Annotated in this window: 16 protein-coding genes; 7 read left to right on the forward strand and 9 right to left on the reverse strand. The window is 45.1% G+C overall.

What is annotated here, in order from left to right; all coding sequences use genetic code 11:
- Positions 1-5 precede the first annotated feature (5 nt).
- The 4 genes from JK154_RS13570 to JK154_RS13585 all read right to left on the reverse strand — a co-directional run bounded on the left by JK154_RS13570 (position 6) and on the right by JK154_RS13585 (position 2,808).
- Positions 6-857 carry an amino acid ABC transporter permease gene (locus tag JK154_RS13570; RefSeq protein ID WP_211993092.1) on the reverse strand — a complete coding sequence of 284 codons (852 nt, stop codon included), beginning with the start codon at positions 855-857 and terminating at the stop codon, positions 6-8.
- Positions 854-1,681 carry a transporter substrate-binding domain-containing protein gene (locus JK154_RS13575; protein WP_211993093.1) on the reverse strand — a complete coding sequence of 276 codons (828 nt, stop codon included), beginning with the start codon at positions 1,679-1,681 and terminating at the stop codon, positions 854-856. The genes JK154_RS13570 and JK154_RS13575 overlap by 4 nt, the downstream gene beginning before the upstream one ends.
- A gap of 456 nt (positions 1,682-2,137) precedes the next feature.
- Positions 2,138-2,422 (reverse strand): DUF202 domain-containing protein, encoded by a 285-nt coding sequence (locus JK154_RS13580; protein ID WP_211993094.1) that lies wholly within the window; start codon positions 2,420-2,422, stop codon positions 2,138-2,140.
- A 2-nt stretch (positions 2,423-2,424) separates the two neighbouring features.
- Positions 2,425-2,808 (reverse strand): DUF202 domain-containing protein, encoded by a 384-nt coding sequence (locus JK154_RS13585; protein WP_349291111.1) that lies wholly within the window; start codon positions 2,806-2,808, stop codon positions 2,425-2,427.
- A 357-nt stretch (positions 2,809-3,165) separates the two neighbouring features.
- On the opposite strand from JK154_RS13585, the gene nirB reads away from it, so the two are divergent.
- The 3 genes from nirB to nirC all read left to right on the forward strand — a co-directional run bounded on the left by nirB (position 3,166) and on the right by nirC (position 6,896).
- Positions 3,166-5,718: a nitrite reductase large subunit NirB gene (gene nirB / locus JK154_RS13590; RefSeq protein ID WP_211993229.1), complete on the forward strand. Its 2,553-nt coding sequence runs from the start codon at positions 3,166-3,168 to the stop codon at positions 5,716-5,718.
- Positions 5,715-6,041 carry a nitrite reductase small subunit NirD gene (nirD, locus tag JK154_RS13595; RefSeq protein ID WP_211993095.1) on the forward strand — a complete coding sequence of 109 codons (327 nt, stop codon included), beginning with the start codon at positions 5,715-5,717 and terminating at the stop codon, positions 6,039-6,041. The genes nirB and nirD overlap by 4 nt, the downstream gene beginning before the upstream one ends.
- A gap of 78 nt (positions 6,042-6,119) precedes the next feature.
- A complete protein-coding gene (nirC, locus tag JK154_RS13600) occupies positions 6,120-6,896 on the forward strand; it encodes a nitrite transporter NirC (protein ID WP_211993096.1) in 777 nt (258 codons plus the stop codon).
- 112 nt (positions 6,897-7,008) lie between these two features.
- Here nirC and JK154_RS13605 read toward each other — a convergent pair whose 3' ends face one another.
- The 3 genes from JK154_RS13605 to JK154_RS13615 are packed head-to-tail and all read right to left on the reverse strand — an operon-like array spanning position 7,009 to position 9,051.
- Entirely contained in the window at positions 7,009-8,265 is a 1,257-nt protein-coding gene (locus JK154_RS13605) for a PTS ascorbate transporter subunit IIC (protein WP_211993097.1), read from the reverse strand.
- A gap of 12 nt (positions 8,266-8,277) precedes the next feature.
- Positions 8,278-8,565 carry a PTS sugar transporter subunit IIB gene (locus JK154_RS13610; protein WP_211993098.1) on the reverse strand — a complete coding sequence of 96 codons (288 nt, stop codon included), beginning with the start codon at positions 8,563-8,565 and terminating at the stop codon, positions 8,278-8,280.
- 39 nt (positions 8,566-8,604) lie between these two features.
- A complete protein-coding gene (locus JK154_RS13615) occupies positions 8,605-9,051 on the reverse strand; it encodes a PTS sugar transporter subunit IIA (protein ID WP_211993099.1) in 447 nt (148 codons plus the stop codon).
- 278 nt (positions 9,052-9,329) lie between these two features.
- Here JK154_RS13615 and JK154_RS13620 point away from each other — a divergent pair, with 278 nt between their 5' ends.
- Both JK154_RS13620 and JK154_RS13625 read left to right on the forward strand, forming a co-directional pair.
- Entirely contained in the window at positions 9,330-10,367 is a 1,038-nt protein-coding gene (locus tag JK154_RS13620) for a LacI family DNA-binding transcriptional regulator (RefSeq protein WP_211993100.1), read from the forward strand.
- A 279-nt stretch (positions 10,368-10,646) separates the two neighbouring features.
- Complete coding sequence (locus tag JK154_RS13625; RefSeq protein WP_211993101.1) at positions 10,647-11,897, forward strand: mechanosensitive ion channel domain-containing protein; 1,251 nt, start codon at positions 10,647-10,649, stop codon at positions 11,895-11,897.
- A gap of 103 nt (positions 11,898-12,000) precedes the next feature.
- Here JK154_RS13625 and JK154_RS13630 read toward each other — a convergent pair whose 3' ends face one another.
- A complete protein-coding gene (locus tag JK154_RS13630) occupies positions 12,001-12,429 on the reverse strand; it encodes a hypothetical protein (protein WP_211993102.1) in 429 nt (142 codons plus the stop codon).
- Between the two features lie 556 nt (positions 12,430-12,985).
- On the opposite strand from JK154_RS13630, the gene JK154_RS13635 reads away from it, so the two are divergent.
- Together JK154_RS13635 and JK154_RS13640 are read left to right on the forward strand one after the other, a co-directional pair.
- Positions 12,986-14,161, forward strand: coding sequence for a methyl-accepting chemotaxis protein (locus JK154_RS13635; RefSeq protein ID WP_211993103.1), 1,176 nt, complete (start codon positions 12,986-12,988; stop codon positions 14,159-14,161).
- A 364-nt stretch (positions 14,162-14,525) separates the two neighbouring features.
- Positions 14,526-16,073 carry a methyl-accepting chemotaxis protein gene (locus JK154_RS13640; protein ID WP_211993104.1) on the forward strand — a complete coding sequence of 516 codons (1,548 nt, stop codon included), beginning with the start codon at positions 14,526-14,528 and terminating at the stop codon, positions 16,071-16,073.
- A 69-nt stretch (positions 16,074-16,142) separates the two neighbouring features.
- Here JK154_RS13640 and JK154_RS13645 read toward each other — a convergent pair whose 3' ends face one another.
- Positions 16,143-17,477, reverse strand: coding sequence for an MFS transporter (locus JK154_RS13645; RefSeq protein WP_211993105.1), 1,335 nt, complete (start codon positions 17,475-17,477; stop codon positions 16,143-16,145).
- Positions 17,478-17,559 lie beyond the last annotated feature (82 nt).

Raw genomic sequence — 17,559 nt, forward strand, 5'->3', positions numbered from 1 at the left:
AACCCTTATTTACTATAGCCTCGGCTAAATCGTTGCTCCAGGTGTGTCTGGATCAATTCAAAAAACAGTGACATCAGCCAGTAAATGGCTGCGGCAGCAATTAACATTTCCATATAGTGATAGGTGCTGCGCCCATATGACTGGGCGAGGAAATTCAACTCCCATAATCCCAGTAGTGATACCAGGGAAGAATCTTTAAGCATTGAAATAAATAATGAGCCGAGCGGTGGCACTATTATACGCAGAGCCTGGGGGACAACAATCTGTGTCATAATCGTGCGCTGGCTGACACCTAAAGCCAGCCCGGCTTCTATCTGGCCACGAGGCACGGAAATAATTCCACTGCGCACAGTCTCAGCCATATAAGCACCATAGTTCAGGGAAAGTGCCAGAATTCCAGAAGTAAATGCGCCCAGAACAATGCCGACCTGGGGGAGAGCCAGATAGATAATTAATACTTGTACCAATAATGGTGTGCCACGGAATATCGAGATATAAAAAGTGGCAATACCAAATGCAAAAGGGTTGTGTGATAATCGACAGAACGCCACAACAACGGATAAAGTAAAGGCACAGAACATTGAAATAAATGTTACTGTGAGTGTCATCGCCGCACCCTGAATAAATCCATCACTGGTCAGATGCAGGCCTAACATAAATGGAAGTTTAGCCTGAATTAAGTGATAATCCAGACCCAAATGCATTAATAACAGCGCCAATACAGTAAGCATTAATAGCCATGTTAGTGCGACCTTAAATTTAAAGCCCATCTGACTGTCGACAGGCTTAATTCTGATTCGCTTTTTGACGCTATTGTCTAATGCAAAATTCTCTGCATCAGAGGGCAACTGTGTCATGCGGGTTTATCCTGAGTAATATCAATCTGCGGGCCAAACCATTTTGTTGAAATCGCTTTTAAAGTACCATCCGCACGCAGCGCTTCGACGGTCTTACGAATTAACTCATCAAACTCAGGATCGCCTTTGTCGGTGGCTACCCAGTTTGGCTCAGAGTAGACTTCACCAATGATGCGTAATTTATCCGCCTTTTGCATATACTCCTGGGCCGTTGCTAAATTAGAGACGATGGCATCCAGCCTCACACCAGGGCCTAACATTAGATTCTGAAAGGCGATAGTCTCTTCAGAGGGTTCAACCCGGACATTTTTAAAAGGGTATGCGATGGGGGGGGCGCCCGGGATAACTAGCTCACCCTGTAAATATTTTTCATAACTGGAACCGATCCCTGCCCCGACTTTTTTACCGTTCAGGTCAGCCGCACTCTTAATATTTTTTTCATCTTTATTAACGACCAGTACTGCCGGTGAATTGTAATAACTTACAGGGAAATCCAGCACGGTGGCTCTTTCGGTATTTGGTGTCATGGAGCAGATGCAGGTATCCCAGCGTTTAGCCCATTTACCACCAACAATGGTTTCCCACCCCGGTGCGCTGGTCTTAAGCTTTACGCCAATTTTATCAGCAACGGCTTGGGCCACATCAACATCAAAACCAGCCAGCTTGTTATTTTCATCCAGATAACCAAAGGGCGGGTAATCATTAACGATAACGTTATGCAGAGTTCCGGTTTTTAGTACACGATCCAGTGTTTCGCCAGCGTATCCATAACTGCTGGCTAAAATAAACAGTAAAGGTAAAGTCAGTGCTGCAGAACGTTTCATAGCATTCCCTCAGGAGAATATACAATTATCGTGTATTCATATTGTTGCAAATTATAATAAAAATAGCGGTGTGGCTTATATTCCCAAGGTATCATTGCAATGGTTTTTAATATAAGTGTTGTCTCTTGCTCTGTATTTTAATGATCTCTGATTATCACTGGTTCTGTGAATAATAAAATAACTCCCCTTTTTTCTCTGAACGTGATCATGATCATTGATGGCAGAGTGAAAGTCAATTATGGGAAATATTAAAAATTAGCATATGCTATTTTAATTTATAGCTATTAAAAGCAAATAATATAATAACTAATTGCAGAATATTGAATAACCGTCCGGGGTCAAGCATCATCGAGGTATTTCAACGCTATTTATGGATACAGCTATCACTCGGCAACAGGCATCCTGACCTCCGTGTGACCCGTATAACGGAGGGTGCTGATCAGACACTGGATCAGACTAGCCCAGCATTAAAAGATATTTTTTCACGTTAATTAGTATCAATAAACAGCCGCAGAATATGATAATCAGAGAGATCAACGCAGGTTTACTCCTGCCAGGTTTGGCGAAAATAGCAACACCTCCCCCAGTCAGTAATAATCCGCTACAGAGGCAGTACAGCCAGTCACCATTGTTCAGCCAGCCACGCAAACATAACAGGGAAAGTATGAGCATGGACCACGCTGTACGTTGCCATGATAGCTCGGTACGTTCAGGCTGCAACCCAGAATCACGGTTATTCATGACTACCCAAGCCAGAGCAAAAAGCCCAGCAAGAATGCCAGCACAACCACAAATCCCCCAAGGAATGGCACGCTGCGCGTATAGGGTAAATCCTGTTCCATTCTCATGGCATACTCATTTCTGCGCCATCGTCGCCAGGCCAGAAACCCCATTGAGGCACCGACGGCGAGTAAAATGAGGACCAGTGCTATCTTGAGTTCAGGCGGGGATGCCTGTGGTGTGAACTGCTCAATTCCGACAGCACCCGCCATAAATGCCAATGAAGTGCGCACCCAGGCTAAAAAAGTACGCTCATTAGCCAGTGTAAAACGGTAATCGGGCGTTTTTCCCTCCTGCCACCATTTTTTTTCTGGCGGCATGGAGCGAGTATTATCCTGATGATTCACGCTTGATCCTTTCTTGTGTTGGCCGTTTTATCGTGGAATTGTTCTTGCCTGAATAATACAGAATAAAAACACAATCATAAACTGCTGGTAACGGTACTCCGATAGTGCTGTGACATTTGCCGGTCTGTATACCGTGCCTGAGGAAACCAGGCTGTCTGGACCATGGCAAGGTTGTGTATCGCTGCTGATGCTTGCCAGTGTTAATCAATGTTCCCGGCAGGATGCAGTCTATAAAAATGCTTAAAAATAAATACATTAAGACTATTACTTGTTATTTAAAGGTGTATTTGATTTGCATCAATAAGGAAAGTAGCTGAATCGATAAAGTAAAGGGTAATAAAAAAGATCGAGGCAATGATGAGCAAACTCAAAATAGCAGTTATTGGCAACGGCATGGTGGGGCATCGTTTTATCGAGGACTTACTGGATAAAGCGCCAGAGGATCAATTTGAGATCACGGTATTTTGTGAAGAACCACGCAAAGCTTATGATCGTGTGCATCTCTCTTCCTATTTTTCCCATCACACAGCAGAAGAGCTGTCCCTGGTTCGTGAAGGGTTTTATGAAAAGCATGGCGTCAATATATTAGTCGGGGAGCGCGCCATCACCATTAACCGCCAGGATAAGGTGATTCACTCCAATACGGGTCGTAGTGTTTATTATGACAAGCTGGTTATGGCTACGGGGTCTTACCCCTGGATCCCTTCAATCAAAGGTGCTGATACCCAGGACTGCTTTGTTTACCGGACTATTGAAGATCTGAATGCGATTGAGGCCTGTGCGCGCCGCAGTAAAAGTGGCGCAGTTATCGGCGGTGGATTATTGGGGTTAGAGGCTGCTGGGGCGCTAAAAAACCTTGGCGTAGAAACTCACGTCATTGAATTTGCTCCTATGCTGATGGCCGAGCAGCTGGACCTGATGGGGGGAGAGCAACTTCGCAGTAAAATTGAGCGTCTTGGTGTGCAAGTGCATACCAGCAAAAATACGCTGGAAATCCTTCACCAGGGACAGGATGCACGTAAAACCATGCTGTTTGCTGATGGTAGTGCCCTGGAAGTCGATTTCATTGTTTTTTCTACCGGTATTCGCCCTCAGGATAAATTAGCCGTTCAGTGTGGGCTGGAAATAGCTGCCCCGCGTGGTGGTATCGCGATTAATGATTACTGCCAGACCTCTGATCCTGATGTTTACGCGGTAGGGGAGTGCGCCAGCTGGAATAAACAGATTTTTGGTTTAGTCGCGCCCGGTTACAAAATGGCCCAGGTGGTGGCTGATCACCTTCTGGGTACTGATAACCGCTTTGCTGGGGCGGATCTGAGTGCAAAACTGAAATTGCTGGGTGTTGATGTTGGCGGGATTGGTGATACGCATGGGCGTACCCCTAATGCCCGCAGCTACCTCTATCTGGATGAAAGTAAAGAAGTTTATAAACGATTAATTGTCAGTGAAGATAATAAAACGTTGCTGGGGGCGGTACTGGTGGGGGATACCAGTGATTATGGTAACTTGCTACAGCTCGTGCTTAATGGGATTGAACTGCCAGAAAATCCCGACACCTTGATTCTGCCAGCCTATGCCAACAGCCCTAAATCAGCGATTGGCGTCGATAAGCTGCCGGACACGGCTCAGATATGTTCCTGCTTTGATGTGACCAAAGGGGACCTGGTGAAGGCGATAAATCAAGGTTGCCACACGGTCGCAGCGCTGAAAGCTGAAACAAAAGCAGGGACCGGTTGCGGTGGTTGTGTCCCGTTAATAACTCAAGTACTGAATGCAGAGTTGGCCAAAGCAGGTATCGAGACAAACAATAACTTGTGTGAGCATTTTGCTTTCTCACGCCAGGAGCTTTATCACTTAATCCGCGTTGAAAACATCAAGTCCTTTGAACAATTGATCCTGAAATACGGTCAGGGCTATGGCTGTGAAGTCTGTAAACCTACCGTGGCATCCTTATTGGCCTCCTGTTGGAATGATTATGTTCTGGAACCAGAACTAACACCTTTGCAAGATACCAATGACAACTTCCTTGGTAATATCCAGAAAGACGGTACCTACTCTGTTATTCCGCGTTCTGCTGGTGGTGAAATTACACCAGAAGGTTTAATGGAGATTGGGCGTATCGCGCGTGAGTACAATCTTTATACCAAAATAACCGGTTCCCAGCGTATCGGGATGTTTGGTGCCCAGAAAGATGACTTGCCTGAGATTTGGCGTCAATTAATCCACGCTGGGTTTGAAACAGGCCATGCATACGCGAAAGCCTTACGCATGGCAAAAACCTGTGTCGGTAGTACCTGGTGTCGCTTTGGGGTTGGGGACAGTGTCGGTTTTGGTGTTGAGCTGGAAAATCGTTATAAGGGGATTCGCACCCCACATAAAATGAAGTTTGGTGTTTCTGGTTGTACCCGAGAATGTGCCGAAGCCCAGGGTAAAGATGTGGGGATTATTGCCACGGAAAAAGGCTGGAATCTCTATGTTTGTGGGAACGGGGGGATGAAGCCACGGCATGCTGATCTGCTGGCGGCGGATCTTGATATGGATACTGTTATTTCCTACCTTGACCGTTTCATGATGTTCTACATTCGTACTGCCGATAAACTTACTCGTACTTCTGTCTGGCTGGAAAATCTGGAAGGGGGCATTGATTATCTGCGTAGTGTCATCATTGATGACAAGCTAGGTCTGAACGCGCAACTGGAGAGCGAGCTGGCTCGCCTGCGTGAGAAAGTGGTGTGTGAATGGCGTGAAACGGTAGAGAGCCCACAGGCCCAGATTCGCTTCAGGCACTTTATCAATAGTTCATTACGGGACCCTAACGTGCAAGTGATTAGCGAGAGACAGCAGCATCGTCCCGCGACGCCTTATGAGCGCATCCCGGTGACGCTGCTGGATATGGAGGAACAACTATGAATCAGTGGAAAAGGGTCTGTCAACTCAGTGATATTTTGCCAGAAACTGGTGTTTGTGCCTTAGTTGAAGGCGAACAGGTCGCGCTCTTTCGTCCATACCATGATGAACAGATTTATGCGCTCAGTAATATTGATCCCTTTTTTGATGCCAGTGTGTTGTCTCGTGGATTAATCGCTGAACATCACAATGAACTCTGGATAACCAGCCCACTCAAGAAACAGCATTTTCGACTAACAGATGGCTACTGCCTGGAAGATGAGTCCCGTTCTATCGCGCATTTTGACACCCGGATAGAAGGTGGCTTTGTCTATGTAAAAGCCTAGTCCCGTCGCAGGTCAGGCCGCATTGCGCCTGACCTGATGCTGAAGTTTTATTCAAATGATTTTCAAGAGAAAATAATCATGTTCACTGATACCATCAGTAAGTGTGCAGCAAATGCAGCACGGATTCAGCGACTCTCATCCTCTCATCCCCTCTCATTCTATGTCAGCGCTATGATGGCGGGTGCTTACGTTGGATTAGGGATTATTTTGATTTTTACCCTTGGTAACTTGCTGGATCCCGCACTCAGACCGCTGGTCATGGGGGCTACCTTTGGTATTGCCTTAACCCTGGTGATTATTGCCGGTTCCGAACTCTTTACCGGTCATACCATGTTCCTGACATTAGGAGTGAAAGCCGGTACCGTTTCACAGTGTCAAATGTGGACTATTTTACCCCAGACTTGGTTGGGTAACTTACTGGGTTCTGTTTTTGTTGCTTTGCTTTATCACTGGGGCGGCGGGGCACTGTTACCTGTGGATACCAGCCTGGTACATACCGCGGCACTGGCTAAGACAATGGCACCTGCGACAACACTCTTTTTTAAAGGCGTTCTGTGTAACTGGTTAGTTTGTCTGGCTATTTGGATGGCTATCCGTTCTGAAGGGGCAGCAAAATTTTTAGCCATATGGTGGTGTTTGCTGGCTTTTATTGCTTCAGGTTATGAACACTCGGTCGCCAACATGACCCTCCTCGCACTATCATGGTTTGGCAATCACTCTGAGGCTTATACACTCTCCGGGATTGGCCATAATCTGCTGTGGGTAACGCTTGGGAATATGTTCTCTGGAATGGTCTTTATGGGGCTGGGGTACTGGTATGCAACGCCTAAAAGTGAACGGCCACAAAAGGCGTAGTTACCCTGATTATTCTCAGTAGAAACAGCATGTCATGGTTGTGGTTTGAGGCGTTTGCTGAAACAAAAGGCCCGGGCGATTAATTCTCCCCAGGCCTTTTTGCATAAGTGAATTACTTCACGATAAGACCGAGCAAAATACCCACGGCACCAAAATCAGCATCACTGAATGTGGTATTGGCAAAACCGATATTTCCCAGTACAGGAAGCAGGAAAACAGGCAGGAAGGTTATTAAGAGACCTTGAGCAAAAGCGCCTAATATGGCGCCCCGGCGTCCACCTGTTGCATTACCAAATACCCCTGCGGCAGCACCAACAAAGAAGTGAGGTACTACACCAGGGATAATGACAGTCATGTCCATTAAATAGAGCGCAAACATGCCGATCAGCCCTGCGGAAAAACTGCTCAGGAAACCAACCAGCACTGCATTTGGTGCATAGGGGAATACCACTGGGCAGTCCAGGGCCGGTTTGGCATTGGGAACCAGCTTGTCTGAGATACCTTTAAAGGCAGGTACGATTTCCGCAATGACCATGCGAACACCTTGCAGAATGATATAAACCCCTGCGGCGAAGGCGATGGACTGCATGAGTGAGAACATAAACCAGTTCTTGCCACCACTCAGGCTTTTTACCACATCTGAACCGGCAAACAGGCACGTCACAACAAAAATGATAAACATGGTAAAGGATATCGCCACCGGCGTATCACGTAAGAACAGCAGACTTTTCGGCACGTTCATGTCTTCAGTCGAATGTTCTTTATTACCAAACTTGCTACCGATAAAACCGGCTAATACATAAGACAGGGTAGAGAAGTGCCCCACTGCCACATCGTCGGAACCGGTAACTTTTTTCATGTAAGGGTGAGCAATAGCCGGGAAGAATACCATTGCGACGCCGACAACCAGGGAACCGATAGCAATCAGTGTAATGCCACTGAGCCCCGCCGTTGCCAAAATCACGGCCACCATCATAGACATGAATAAAGTATGGTGACCTGTCAGGAAGATAAACTTCCACGGAGTGAAGCGGGCAATCAAGATATTCACAACCATCGCGAAAAACATGATCATTGCCATCTCTTTACCAAAGCTTTTTTGTGCCACGGACACAATCGCTTCGTTATTTGGCACCACACCTTGAATATGGAACGCGTGCTGGAAGATATTGGCAAAGTCCCCCAGTGAAGAGACGACCAACCCGGCTCCGGCACCTAAAATAACAAAACCCATAATGGTTTTTACGGTGCCCTTAATACATTCTGTCACGGGCTTTTTTTGAGCTATCAGGCCGATTAGTGCGATAAATCCCACCAGAACAGCCGGTTCAGACAGAACATCACTCATTAAAAAACGAAAGAAATCCATAGCCCCTCCCGATTACAACGCGCCTAATTCAGTCAATGCGACGGACAAACGCTCTTTCATTGCTTTTTTGTCGATCATGTTATCCAGGGCGACGATCTTGCCACTGACGGCCTGGGCAACTAGCTGTTCAGCAATATCCTTGGTACCAACGAAAATATCACTTGGGGTTCCCTTGGCTGAACCGAGATCAACATGATCCACTTCGGCACTCACGGAGAGATCTTTCAGGATATTTTTGATGCTCATTTCCATCATCAGGCTAGTACCCAAACCGTTTCCGCAGACCACAGTAATTTTCATTTTCTTTCCCCTTAAAATTATTTTTTGTATTGAACGCCGTTATTCATAGCGGGCAATAACAGACAGAATGTCTTGCTGCGTTTTGGCATCAAGTAAAGTGAGTACATCATTTTCGTTGTCGAACAATTGAGCGAGCTGGGAAATAGCCTCGATATGACTATTACTGTCTGTCGCGGCTAAAACGATGAGGAGTTTTACAGGGTCGTTACCTTCTGAGTTAAAGGTGACACCCTCTGTAATAACTGTTAACGCCATCGAGAGCTTATTAACGCCTTCTTCAGGGCGGGCATGAGGCATTGCAATACCAGGGCCTACGACGTAGTAGGGGCCGATTGCTTCATGAGAGCGATATATAGCGTCAACATAACGTGGTTCAATAGACCCGTTTTGAATGAGTGGGGCACATGCAATAGCGATGGCATCACGCCAGTCTTTGGCTTGGTTAACAACCTGAATGACTTCTGAGGTTAACAGTGTTTTTAACATGATGTTTATGACTCTTGATGACTGTTAACCTGAGAGTAGAGTGTTATTCACACCATTAATGTGATGTAAATCTCATTTGGTAGCGCTATCTGATAGCGCTACCAAAATTTGTGATAGCGCTATCATTTATTATCCGATAGCTTTTGGCTATCAAGGGGGAAGCCATATACAATACCCATATTAAGTATGCCGCAGAATAAACGTGGTGTTATCTGTTTGGATGAACGTGTTATGGCCTGTTGAAAAAAAGCAGGATTTTTGGGTGGGCAGGAATCTCGATGGAAAAAACGCGTAAGCGCCGTAATACAGGACGGGTTACTCTGCAGGATGTGGCTAATTTTGCCGGTGTAGGTTCAATGACGGTATCCAGGGCACTGCGAACGCCGGAACAGGTTTCTGATAAGCTACGTGAAAAAATCGAACAGGCAGTAGAAACCCTGGGATATATTCCTAACCGTGCTGCGGGGGCTTTAGCTTCCGGGAACAGTGATATCATCGCGGTTCTTATTCCCTCCCTGACCGATAAAGCAAGCTCCATATTTATGCAGGCCCTGCAAAAAATTCTCAATAAAAATGAGTTTCAGCTGTTACTGGGCTGCCACGAATATAATCAGAACAAAGAAACAGAAATAGTAATGACACTGCTGCAAAGTAATCCTGCGGCAGTAGTGATATTTGGTTCACAGTTAACAGAGAAAGCCTACCAGCTCCTTGAGAGGGGGAACATTCCGACAGTTAATGTGGTGGGTTCATATTTTAAAGGGGCGACAATTACCTTTGAAGCGGCACTCTTTGAGTCAGCTTATGATGTCACGTGCCATATACTGGATCGAGGCTATCAAAACATAGGTTTTATCGGGGCGCATATGGATAATCGCTTACAACGTCAGCAATTGAATGGCTGGCATAAAGGCATGCTGGAGCATTACAAAAATGCGGACCAAACCGTTATCACTACTACGGATTCAGCGAGTCTGCAGTTCGGTCGTTATGCACTGACAGAAATACTGCAATCCCAGCCCTATTTAGATGCGGTGATTTGTAGCCATGAGGAGATAGCACTTGGTGTGATATTTGAATGCCAGCGGCGATTGCTGAAAATTCCCGGTAATATTGCGGTTGCCTGTCTTGATGGCTCAGAGAGCTGTGATCAAACCCATCCCACATTGACTTCTATGCGTATTGATTACCAAAAAATGGGCAAAGAAGCGGGTAGAATGCTGATCGATCTGCTCAATGATGATGATCGCAACGAGAATGATAAACCACTGAGTCAGATATTCAGTTATAAGTTTGAGCCAAGGCACAGTACCTGATGAGAGGCACATTTTTCGTCCAGAACGAACGTGAATAGTATCTGTGCAGTTAATATCCGCACGTATTGATACAAGCATTCCAGTAACATGACAGAACCAGTATGACGCCGGTATTCAGAAGGCAGCCCACTTGAAGTTGTGGTAATCAGAATTAAAATACCCTTATTATACATATAGATAAAGCGTTATTATTATCAATAACACTGTCAGATACGCTTTATATAGATCCCTATCTTATAATTGTCACTATGATTTTTTTAATTCGGCAGGCGTAACGATATGGTGTATTTGCAAAGAATGATGACTTATATTCAAGGTGACCAGATACTTTCTATTGGCTTCAATATTATTTTGTTAGTAGCCGCCTGGATGATAGTACACATTTTATGCAAATTTTTTGTCATCAGAATTGTCAGAAGAGTTTTTTTTAGTAGCCAAAAGCAAGGTATCCCTCTCGAAAAAGACCGGCGTATTGCTGAGAAGTTATCTAACTTTATTCCCGTATTAACGGTTTATTATTTGCTGCAATTTATGCCTGATATGCCCACGCCATGGATCACAGCGATACATACCCTGTGCGGTATTTTATTTTTTATCTATCTGTCAGTCTTCTTTAATGAGCTGCTGGATATTATTAATATTTCATATGTACGAAAGGCCAAGCGAAAGAATCACTCTATCAAGGGTTATATTCAGATAGGAAAAATTCTTATCCATATTATTGCCGCTATCATGATCCTTGCGGTGATGTCGAATAAGTCCCCCGTGATTATCATTTCCAGCCTGGGGGCGGCGGCGGCGGTATTGATGTTAGTATTTCAGCACACTCTGTTATCACTGGTCGCCAATGTTCAGCTCTCCTCAAATGATGTATTACAGCTGGGCGACTGGATTGAAATGCCAGATAAAAATCTCAGTGGTGAAGTGATTGATATTGCCTTGCATACCATCACCATTCGTAACTGGGACAATACTATTTCGCGGATCCCGACGAAGAATTTTCTGACCGAAACCTATACTAACTGGCAGGCCATGTTTTCTTCTGGCTCCCGGCGTATTATGCGCAGCATATTCCTTGACCAGCATTCGGTGGCTTTTCTTACCCAGCAGAACCTGAAACCGGTACTCGGTTTACGCGGTGTCAGTGAACCACTAAGTCAGTTGGTGGATGGCAGGGATCCTACAGGAATCGCCGATAGCTGGTTTATCGAAAATGGTCTGACAAACCTGACGTTATTTCGTCACTATCTGATGACATATCTGGCTGAGAGAGAAGACATCGTCAAAGATATGTACATCATGGTGCGGACTCTCAAGCCTTCACCGGCGGGTTTACCATTGGAGATCTATTGTTTTACTTCGTCCACACTCTGGATGGGTTATGAAAATACGCAGTCGGCTATTTTCGAGTATATCATGGCGATTTCAGCGCAATTCTCACTACGGCTCTATCAGTATCCTGCCGGGGGGGATGTAAGATATTCCGTGGGTACAGAAAGCCCCGCAGTGTTCCCCCCTCCTGAGGTATGAATATAATGTGATAAGTATCGGGGATGCCTGGTAAAAAAAGTACCAGCAACTCACGTAATAGTCAGTTGCTGTTATAATCGTAGTGGCTTTTTACAGTAATAAATTACGCATTGATCACTGATTTAATATTAAGATGATGTGATAGTTCTCGAATGATAATCAGGTAACTGATGAAGTTTCTATCATCAGGAAATTCACCTTCATGTTTAGGGCTGCCAGAAATAACATCTGCGACACGATTAAATACTTGCTCAAGCTGGGACTGTGTTATCACATGCTCTTCCCCGGCAATATGTAAAATCAGCTTCAGATAATCATCAGAACAATTAAACTCCGGTGGCAGGTGGTGTAACTGCGGGGTCGCCTGAATATGATCTTCAATGGTCGAAATGGCCATTTCGACTTCATAGGGTGAGGGTATTTCACGGTGAAAAAACTGCCGGGAAATAGCAGCGTAGCCGATAGGAAGTGAGATCTCTGGCTGGCTGAAACTCACTTTATTTTCACTAATAGTAAAAAAATCCCTGTGCATTATCACCCCACCTTTCAGATTATGGCCAGACTGTCCAGGTACTCTATCACGAAAGAAGATGATCGGATATCTCCCCTTGTTTCTGTTTAAATCATGGTGAGAAAAATAACTCCCGGTATTTTTCTGTACTCGGCGGGGTATTCAGTGGTTGCCAGGGCTGGCTACCAGCAGGATGGCATATCAAATTCACACGGCAATACAGAGTCCATTAGCGGTGATTGTTGAATGATGACTCGCTGCTTTCGTTAAGGTCTGAGCCATGCCCCTCCAGAGAGGGAACAACGCGATGGCGTAAGACTGAGTGGTTATTTACAGACCTTGCCATGATTGTCACCAGAATGACGGTTACAGCCAGAACTGAAAATGTACCAGGTTTATCTGTTGTGATCTGGCGGGGAAATAGCGTAACTGTTGATTTTTAGTTAATTTATGGTGATGAAATGCGCTTTCTTACGGTGATGACGAATGATGATTTTAATTTTCAGTAAAAATTGGATTTTTTGAAAAAATAGACGATAACTAATGTATGGGTTAAATAATAACTATAGGATGAGTTATGCTTAGAAACATCAGTGTGAGAAGTGCCATCGCTTCATTCATGATTTTAGCTTTTGTAATCATTGATATACTGGTTTTTCTTTTATCGGCGAGTTTGCCCGTTTTATTCACATTAAACATCGCCTGGGCGATTATTTTTATTTGCCTGTGGTCGTATATGACATTCTATTTAGTTAAGCCTATCAATGAAGTTAAGAAAAATATTGATGAAATTAGTTCTGGAAACCTATCTGTTCATGTAGTCGAGTTTGGAAATAATTGTGCTGGCCGCTTAATCCCGGGCATCAATAAACTCTCTTCCGAAATCACAAACTTGGTACTTGATATCCGGAATTCTTCACAATCAGCAAAAAGTTTATCTGATAATCTGGCCAATCAAAGTGCTAGTTTATCGGTGAAAACAGAGCAGCAATCAGCCATGCTTATTGAGACAGCAGCAAGTATGGAACAGATTTCTGTCGGAACCAGAAATAATGCAGAGAATACTCGCCAGTTGAGTGAGATAACCGTCAGTGCCCACGCTTCAGCAAATCATGGCAGCGATTTGATGCATAAGTTAACCAGCAATATGACATCGATTTCCGAATGCGCAAATAAAATGACTGAGATTATTAGCATTATTGATAACATTGCATTTCAAACCAATATATTAGCACTTAATGCTGCTGTCGAAGCGGCCAGAGCGGGTGAACATGGCAAGGGCTTCTCTGTTGTTGCAGGGGAAGTACGTAACTTAGCTCATAAGAGTTCTGAATCTGCGAAGAGTATTAAATCACTGATCGAAATAACTAACGAAAATGTCACTCAAGGCGCAAACCTGGTAGCAGAGGCAGAGAAAAATATGAAAGATATTGTGGCTGGTTCGGGCAATATCGAAACGCTGATGGAACATATTTTTATCTCTACAGCTGAACAGGAAAAAGGGATTCATCAAATTACTATTGCCCTGTCGGAACTGGAAAAGGTAACGCAAAGCAATGTCTCTGTGGTTGAAGAGTTGGCGGGTTCTTCTGATACCTTGAATCAACAGGTGGCTGAGTTACAGAAAAAAACCAGCAAGTTACGACTGGGTGACGGGAATGATCATAAAGAGTTCCAGGCGGTGATAAGGCCGATTGTTCCGACTCGTGTTAAATTATCAACGGAAGATGAAGGACACTGGCAAACATTCTAGTGACAGGTGCTGAACAAACGAAGTATCAATGACTGAAGTTATTAATAACCTGTTTCAATGAATAACTTATAGATTAACCACCTGCATGCGGGTGGTTTTTTTATTCTGAGAAAGATTGTTTTGAAAAACAAGGATGACCTTTTTTCGATTGCGAAACGCATTAATGCCAAAAAAGATGCCACTCTTATTTTTCCATTTAATCATGTGATGTATGTCACAACTCTCCTTAATAAAATGAAAAATAAAAATAATATTTATCCTGGTTTATACCTGTAGAAATTAGATTTATATCCGATAACACTATAAATGGCATCCGTGGTAGTCGGTTTTTCTGACGTTGTTAACTTCATAATAAGGAAAAAGAATGAAACTAAGCAACATGCGGGTAGGTGTACGACTTAATGTGGGTTTTTTACTGATACTGGCATTGATGATTGTTATGGGAGGGGGCTCTGTTTGGTTTAGCCGGGATAATGTCAATGATGTGGACGAAATGATAAATGAACATCTATTGAAAGAACGGCTGGTGGAAGAGTGGGTGGCCCAAGTTGATAAAAATAATGGTAATACGATCGCCGCTATGACCACAGAAAACCCAGTAATACGTCAAAAAATTATGACCAGTATTGCAAAGAATACGGTGGAATCGAGTAAAGTTCAGAAAGAGCTGGTCTCACTTATTCAATTGCAAAAAGGTAAAGAATTACTCGATAGTATCTCTTTAATACGGGAAAAATACTTACAGGCACGTTCCACTGGGCTGGCTCTTGCGGGGAGCGATCAACATGACGCTATTGAACAGTTTATTTGGCAAACCTTTATTCCAGTAAGTGATGATTACCGTCAGGCCTTGCAGAATTTGTTAGATTTCCAAAAGAAACTTATTGATGATACGCACGCTAATATTAAAAAATCATCATACCACAATGAATTGCTCATACTTTTTATGCTAGTCATTGGTGTCGGAGGGGGATTACTGATCTCCAGAATCATTACCCTCAGCATTACTCGCCCCTTAAAACATGCGGTGAATGTGGCTGGCAGAGTGGCGCAAGGGGATCTGACCACTGTGGTTAGTGTCCATTCTCGTGATGAACTCGGTCAGTTGATGCATTCGATGAAAGAGATGCTGGATGCGCTGGCAAAGACCGTCAGAAACGTTAGTTCCGGGGCTGAAAGTATAGCCCTGGCGGCCGATGAGATAGACGCTGGAAATCAGGATTTAGCTTCGCGAACGGAAGAACAGGCAGCCAGCGTAGAACAGACCGCTGCAACCCTGGAACAGCTGACCTCCACGATTCAGAGCACCGCAGGCAATGCACACTTAGTCAATGAGTTATTCACTGAATCCGGAAAGATGGTAAAAGCAAGCAGCGAACGTATGCATACGGTGGCTTCTGCCATGAGTGATATACATGACGCGACTCAGAAGATGACAGATATTATCACTGCTATCGAAGGCATTGCCTTTCAGACCAATATTTTGGCACTGAATGCCGCAGTAGAAGCTGCGCGTGCCGGTGAGCAGGGACGTGGTTTTGCTGTTGTTGCTGGCGAAGTGCGCACGCTGGCACAGAGAAGTTCTGTGGCAGCTAAAGAGATCCGCGATATTATTGGCGCTTCAGTCGACAGGATTGCCCATGGTCGTAATTTAGTGGCTCAGGCTGACGATGGCATGCAGGATATTGTGATCAATGTTACACGAGTACAGCAACTGGTTGATGAAATAGCCCGAGCCAGTCATGAACAAAGTGACGGCATTGCACAAATTAATGCGGCAATGGGGCAAATTGATACCACGACCCAGCAGAATGCCTCGTTAGTTGAAGAGTCCTCTGCAGCGAGCGGGTCACTCAAAGAGCAGTCTGGCATGCTGCTGGAGAGCGTTCGCGTGTTTACCTTGCATCGTTAATCACTTTTTGGGCATAAAGGGGCCTGCTTATGCCCCTTCATCATGTCTTTGTACGGTCATCCCGTGAGGTCAGATAGCAACCATCATCCCGATAAATGCCAGGGCACTGAGTAGATCAAACACGCTTGACCAGTCATTGAAAGCAGGTGCAACACCAAGTAATACCGAGATAATGGCTAGCGTCACAGCGCCCGACATATATTGGCTGGTTATCATGAGTGCACTGGCACGCCCTTGTTGTGCCAGAGGGACATTGGTTAATCCCACCGCAAACATCGCCGGGTAGATAAGTCCATGACCAAGGCCACTCAGTGCAAGACCGGTGATAACAGTGAGTGAAAATGAATCAGTCAACGCAACAGAAAGTAGCTTTAACCCTATGCCTGCACAGGCGAACCCTGCCATTAACAACCGGGCGTGGGTAAAACGTGCACTGAGTCGGCTATAGATAATATTGCCCACCACGATTAGCAGTGCCAGTGGGGTAAAGAGCAAACCGGTACGAATCGTATCCAGACTGAACATCTGTTGCCATAGTAAAGTCATTACATAGAACTGACTGCCGACACTTGCCATATAGAGTGCGCTGCATAGCCAGCCTGTTTGCAGTCCGGGAATCTGGCGTAGTGTGCGGGACAGTAGAGGCTCGGCAGCATAACGTTCGTGAAAAATAAACAACAGTAACATCACGCAAGCTACTCGATTCGCCAAAAAATCCGCGACGCCCGTATCTGAGTAACGCATCAGAGCCCAGACGCAGGAACCTGCTGCAGCACACCCCATCAGAGCGCCGATGCCCAACGTGGATGTGATTTCCCGCGTATGTATTGGCAGATAGTGGCGTCTTACCAACCATAACGCCAGTAATCCCGGTGGAACATTAATGAAAAAGATCATACGCCAGCTTACTGCTGTCAGTATTCCGCCCAGCATCACACCAGAAACGAGCCCCAATGCCCCTGTCGCCCCCCATATAGCCAGAGCCCGGTTATGTGATTTACCCTGGAAGTTCTGAGCGATTAACGCCATCACTGCGGGTTGTAGCATTGCTGCTCCCAGGCCTTGTCCGCTTCTGGCAATCAGTAGCGGCATGACATCAGTAGCCATGCCACCAAGCATTGAGGCCAGTAAAAATACTGAAATCCCTGCAGTAAAAACCAGTCTTGCTCCCAGACGGTCACACAAGCTTCCACCCAGTAATAACAACGCAGCAAAACTGAGCCCATACACAGAGATTACCCACTGCATTTCACTCGTGGAGAGCGCCAGCTGATGTGTCAGCGCTGGCAAGGCCACATATATACTGGCGTAGTCCAGTGCGATCAGTGCCTGGGCGATGCACGGTGCGAGCAAAGGCAAAAGAGACACAGATGATCGGGACGCCGGGCAGGGGAGTTGCGCCATAATATTTTCCTGTTTTATAGTATGCAATGAGAAATATTCATCTATTCTTGATAGTGATAAATAGACTACGCCCTACATATAA

This window comes from Citrobacter sp. JGM124, from assembly GCF_018257795.1.
Lineage (GTDB): Bacteria > Pseudomonadota > Gammaproteobacteria > Enterobacterales > Enterobacteriaceae > JGM124.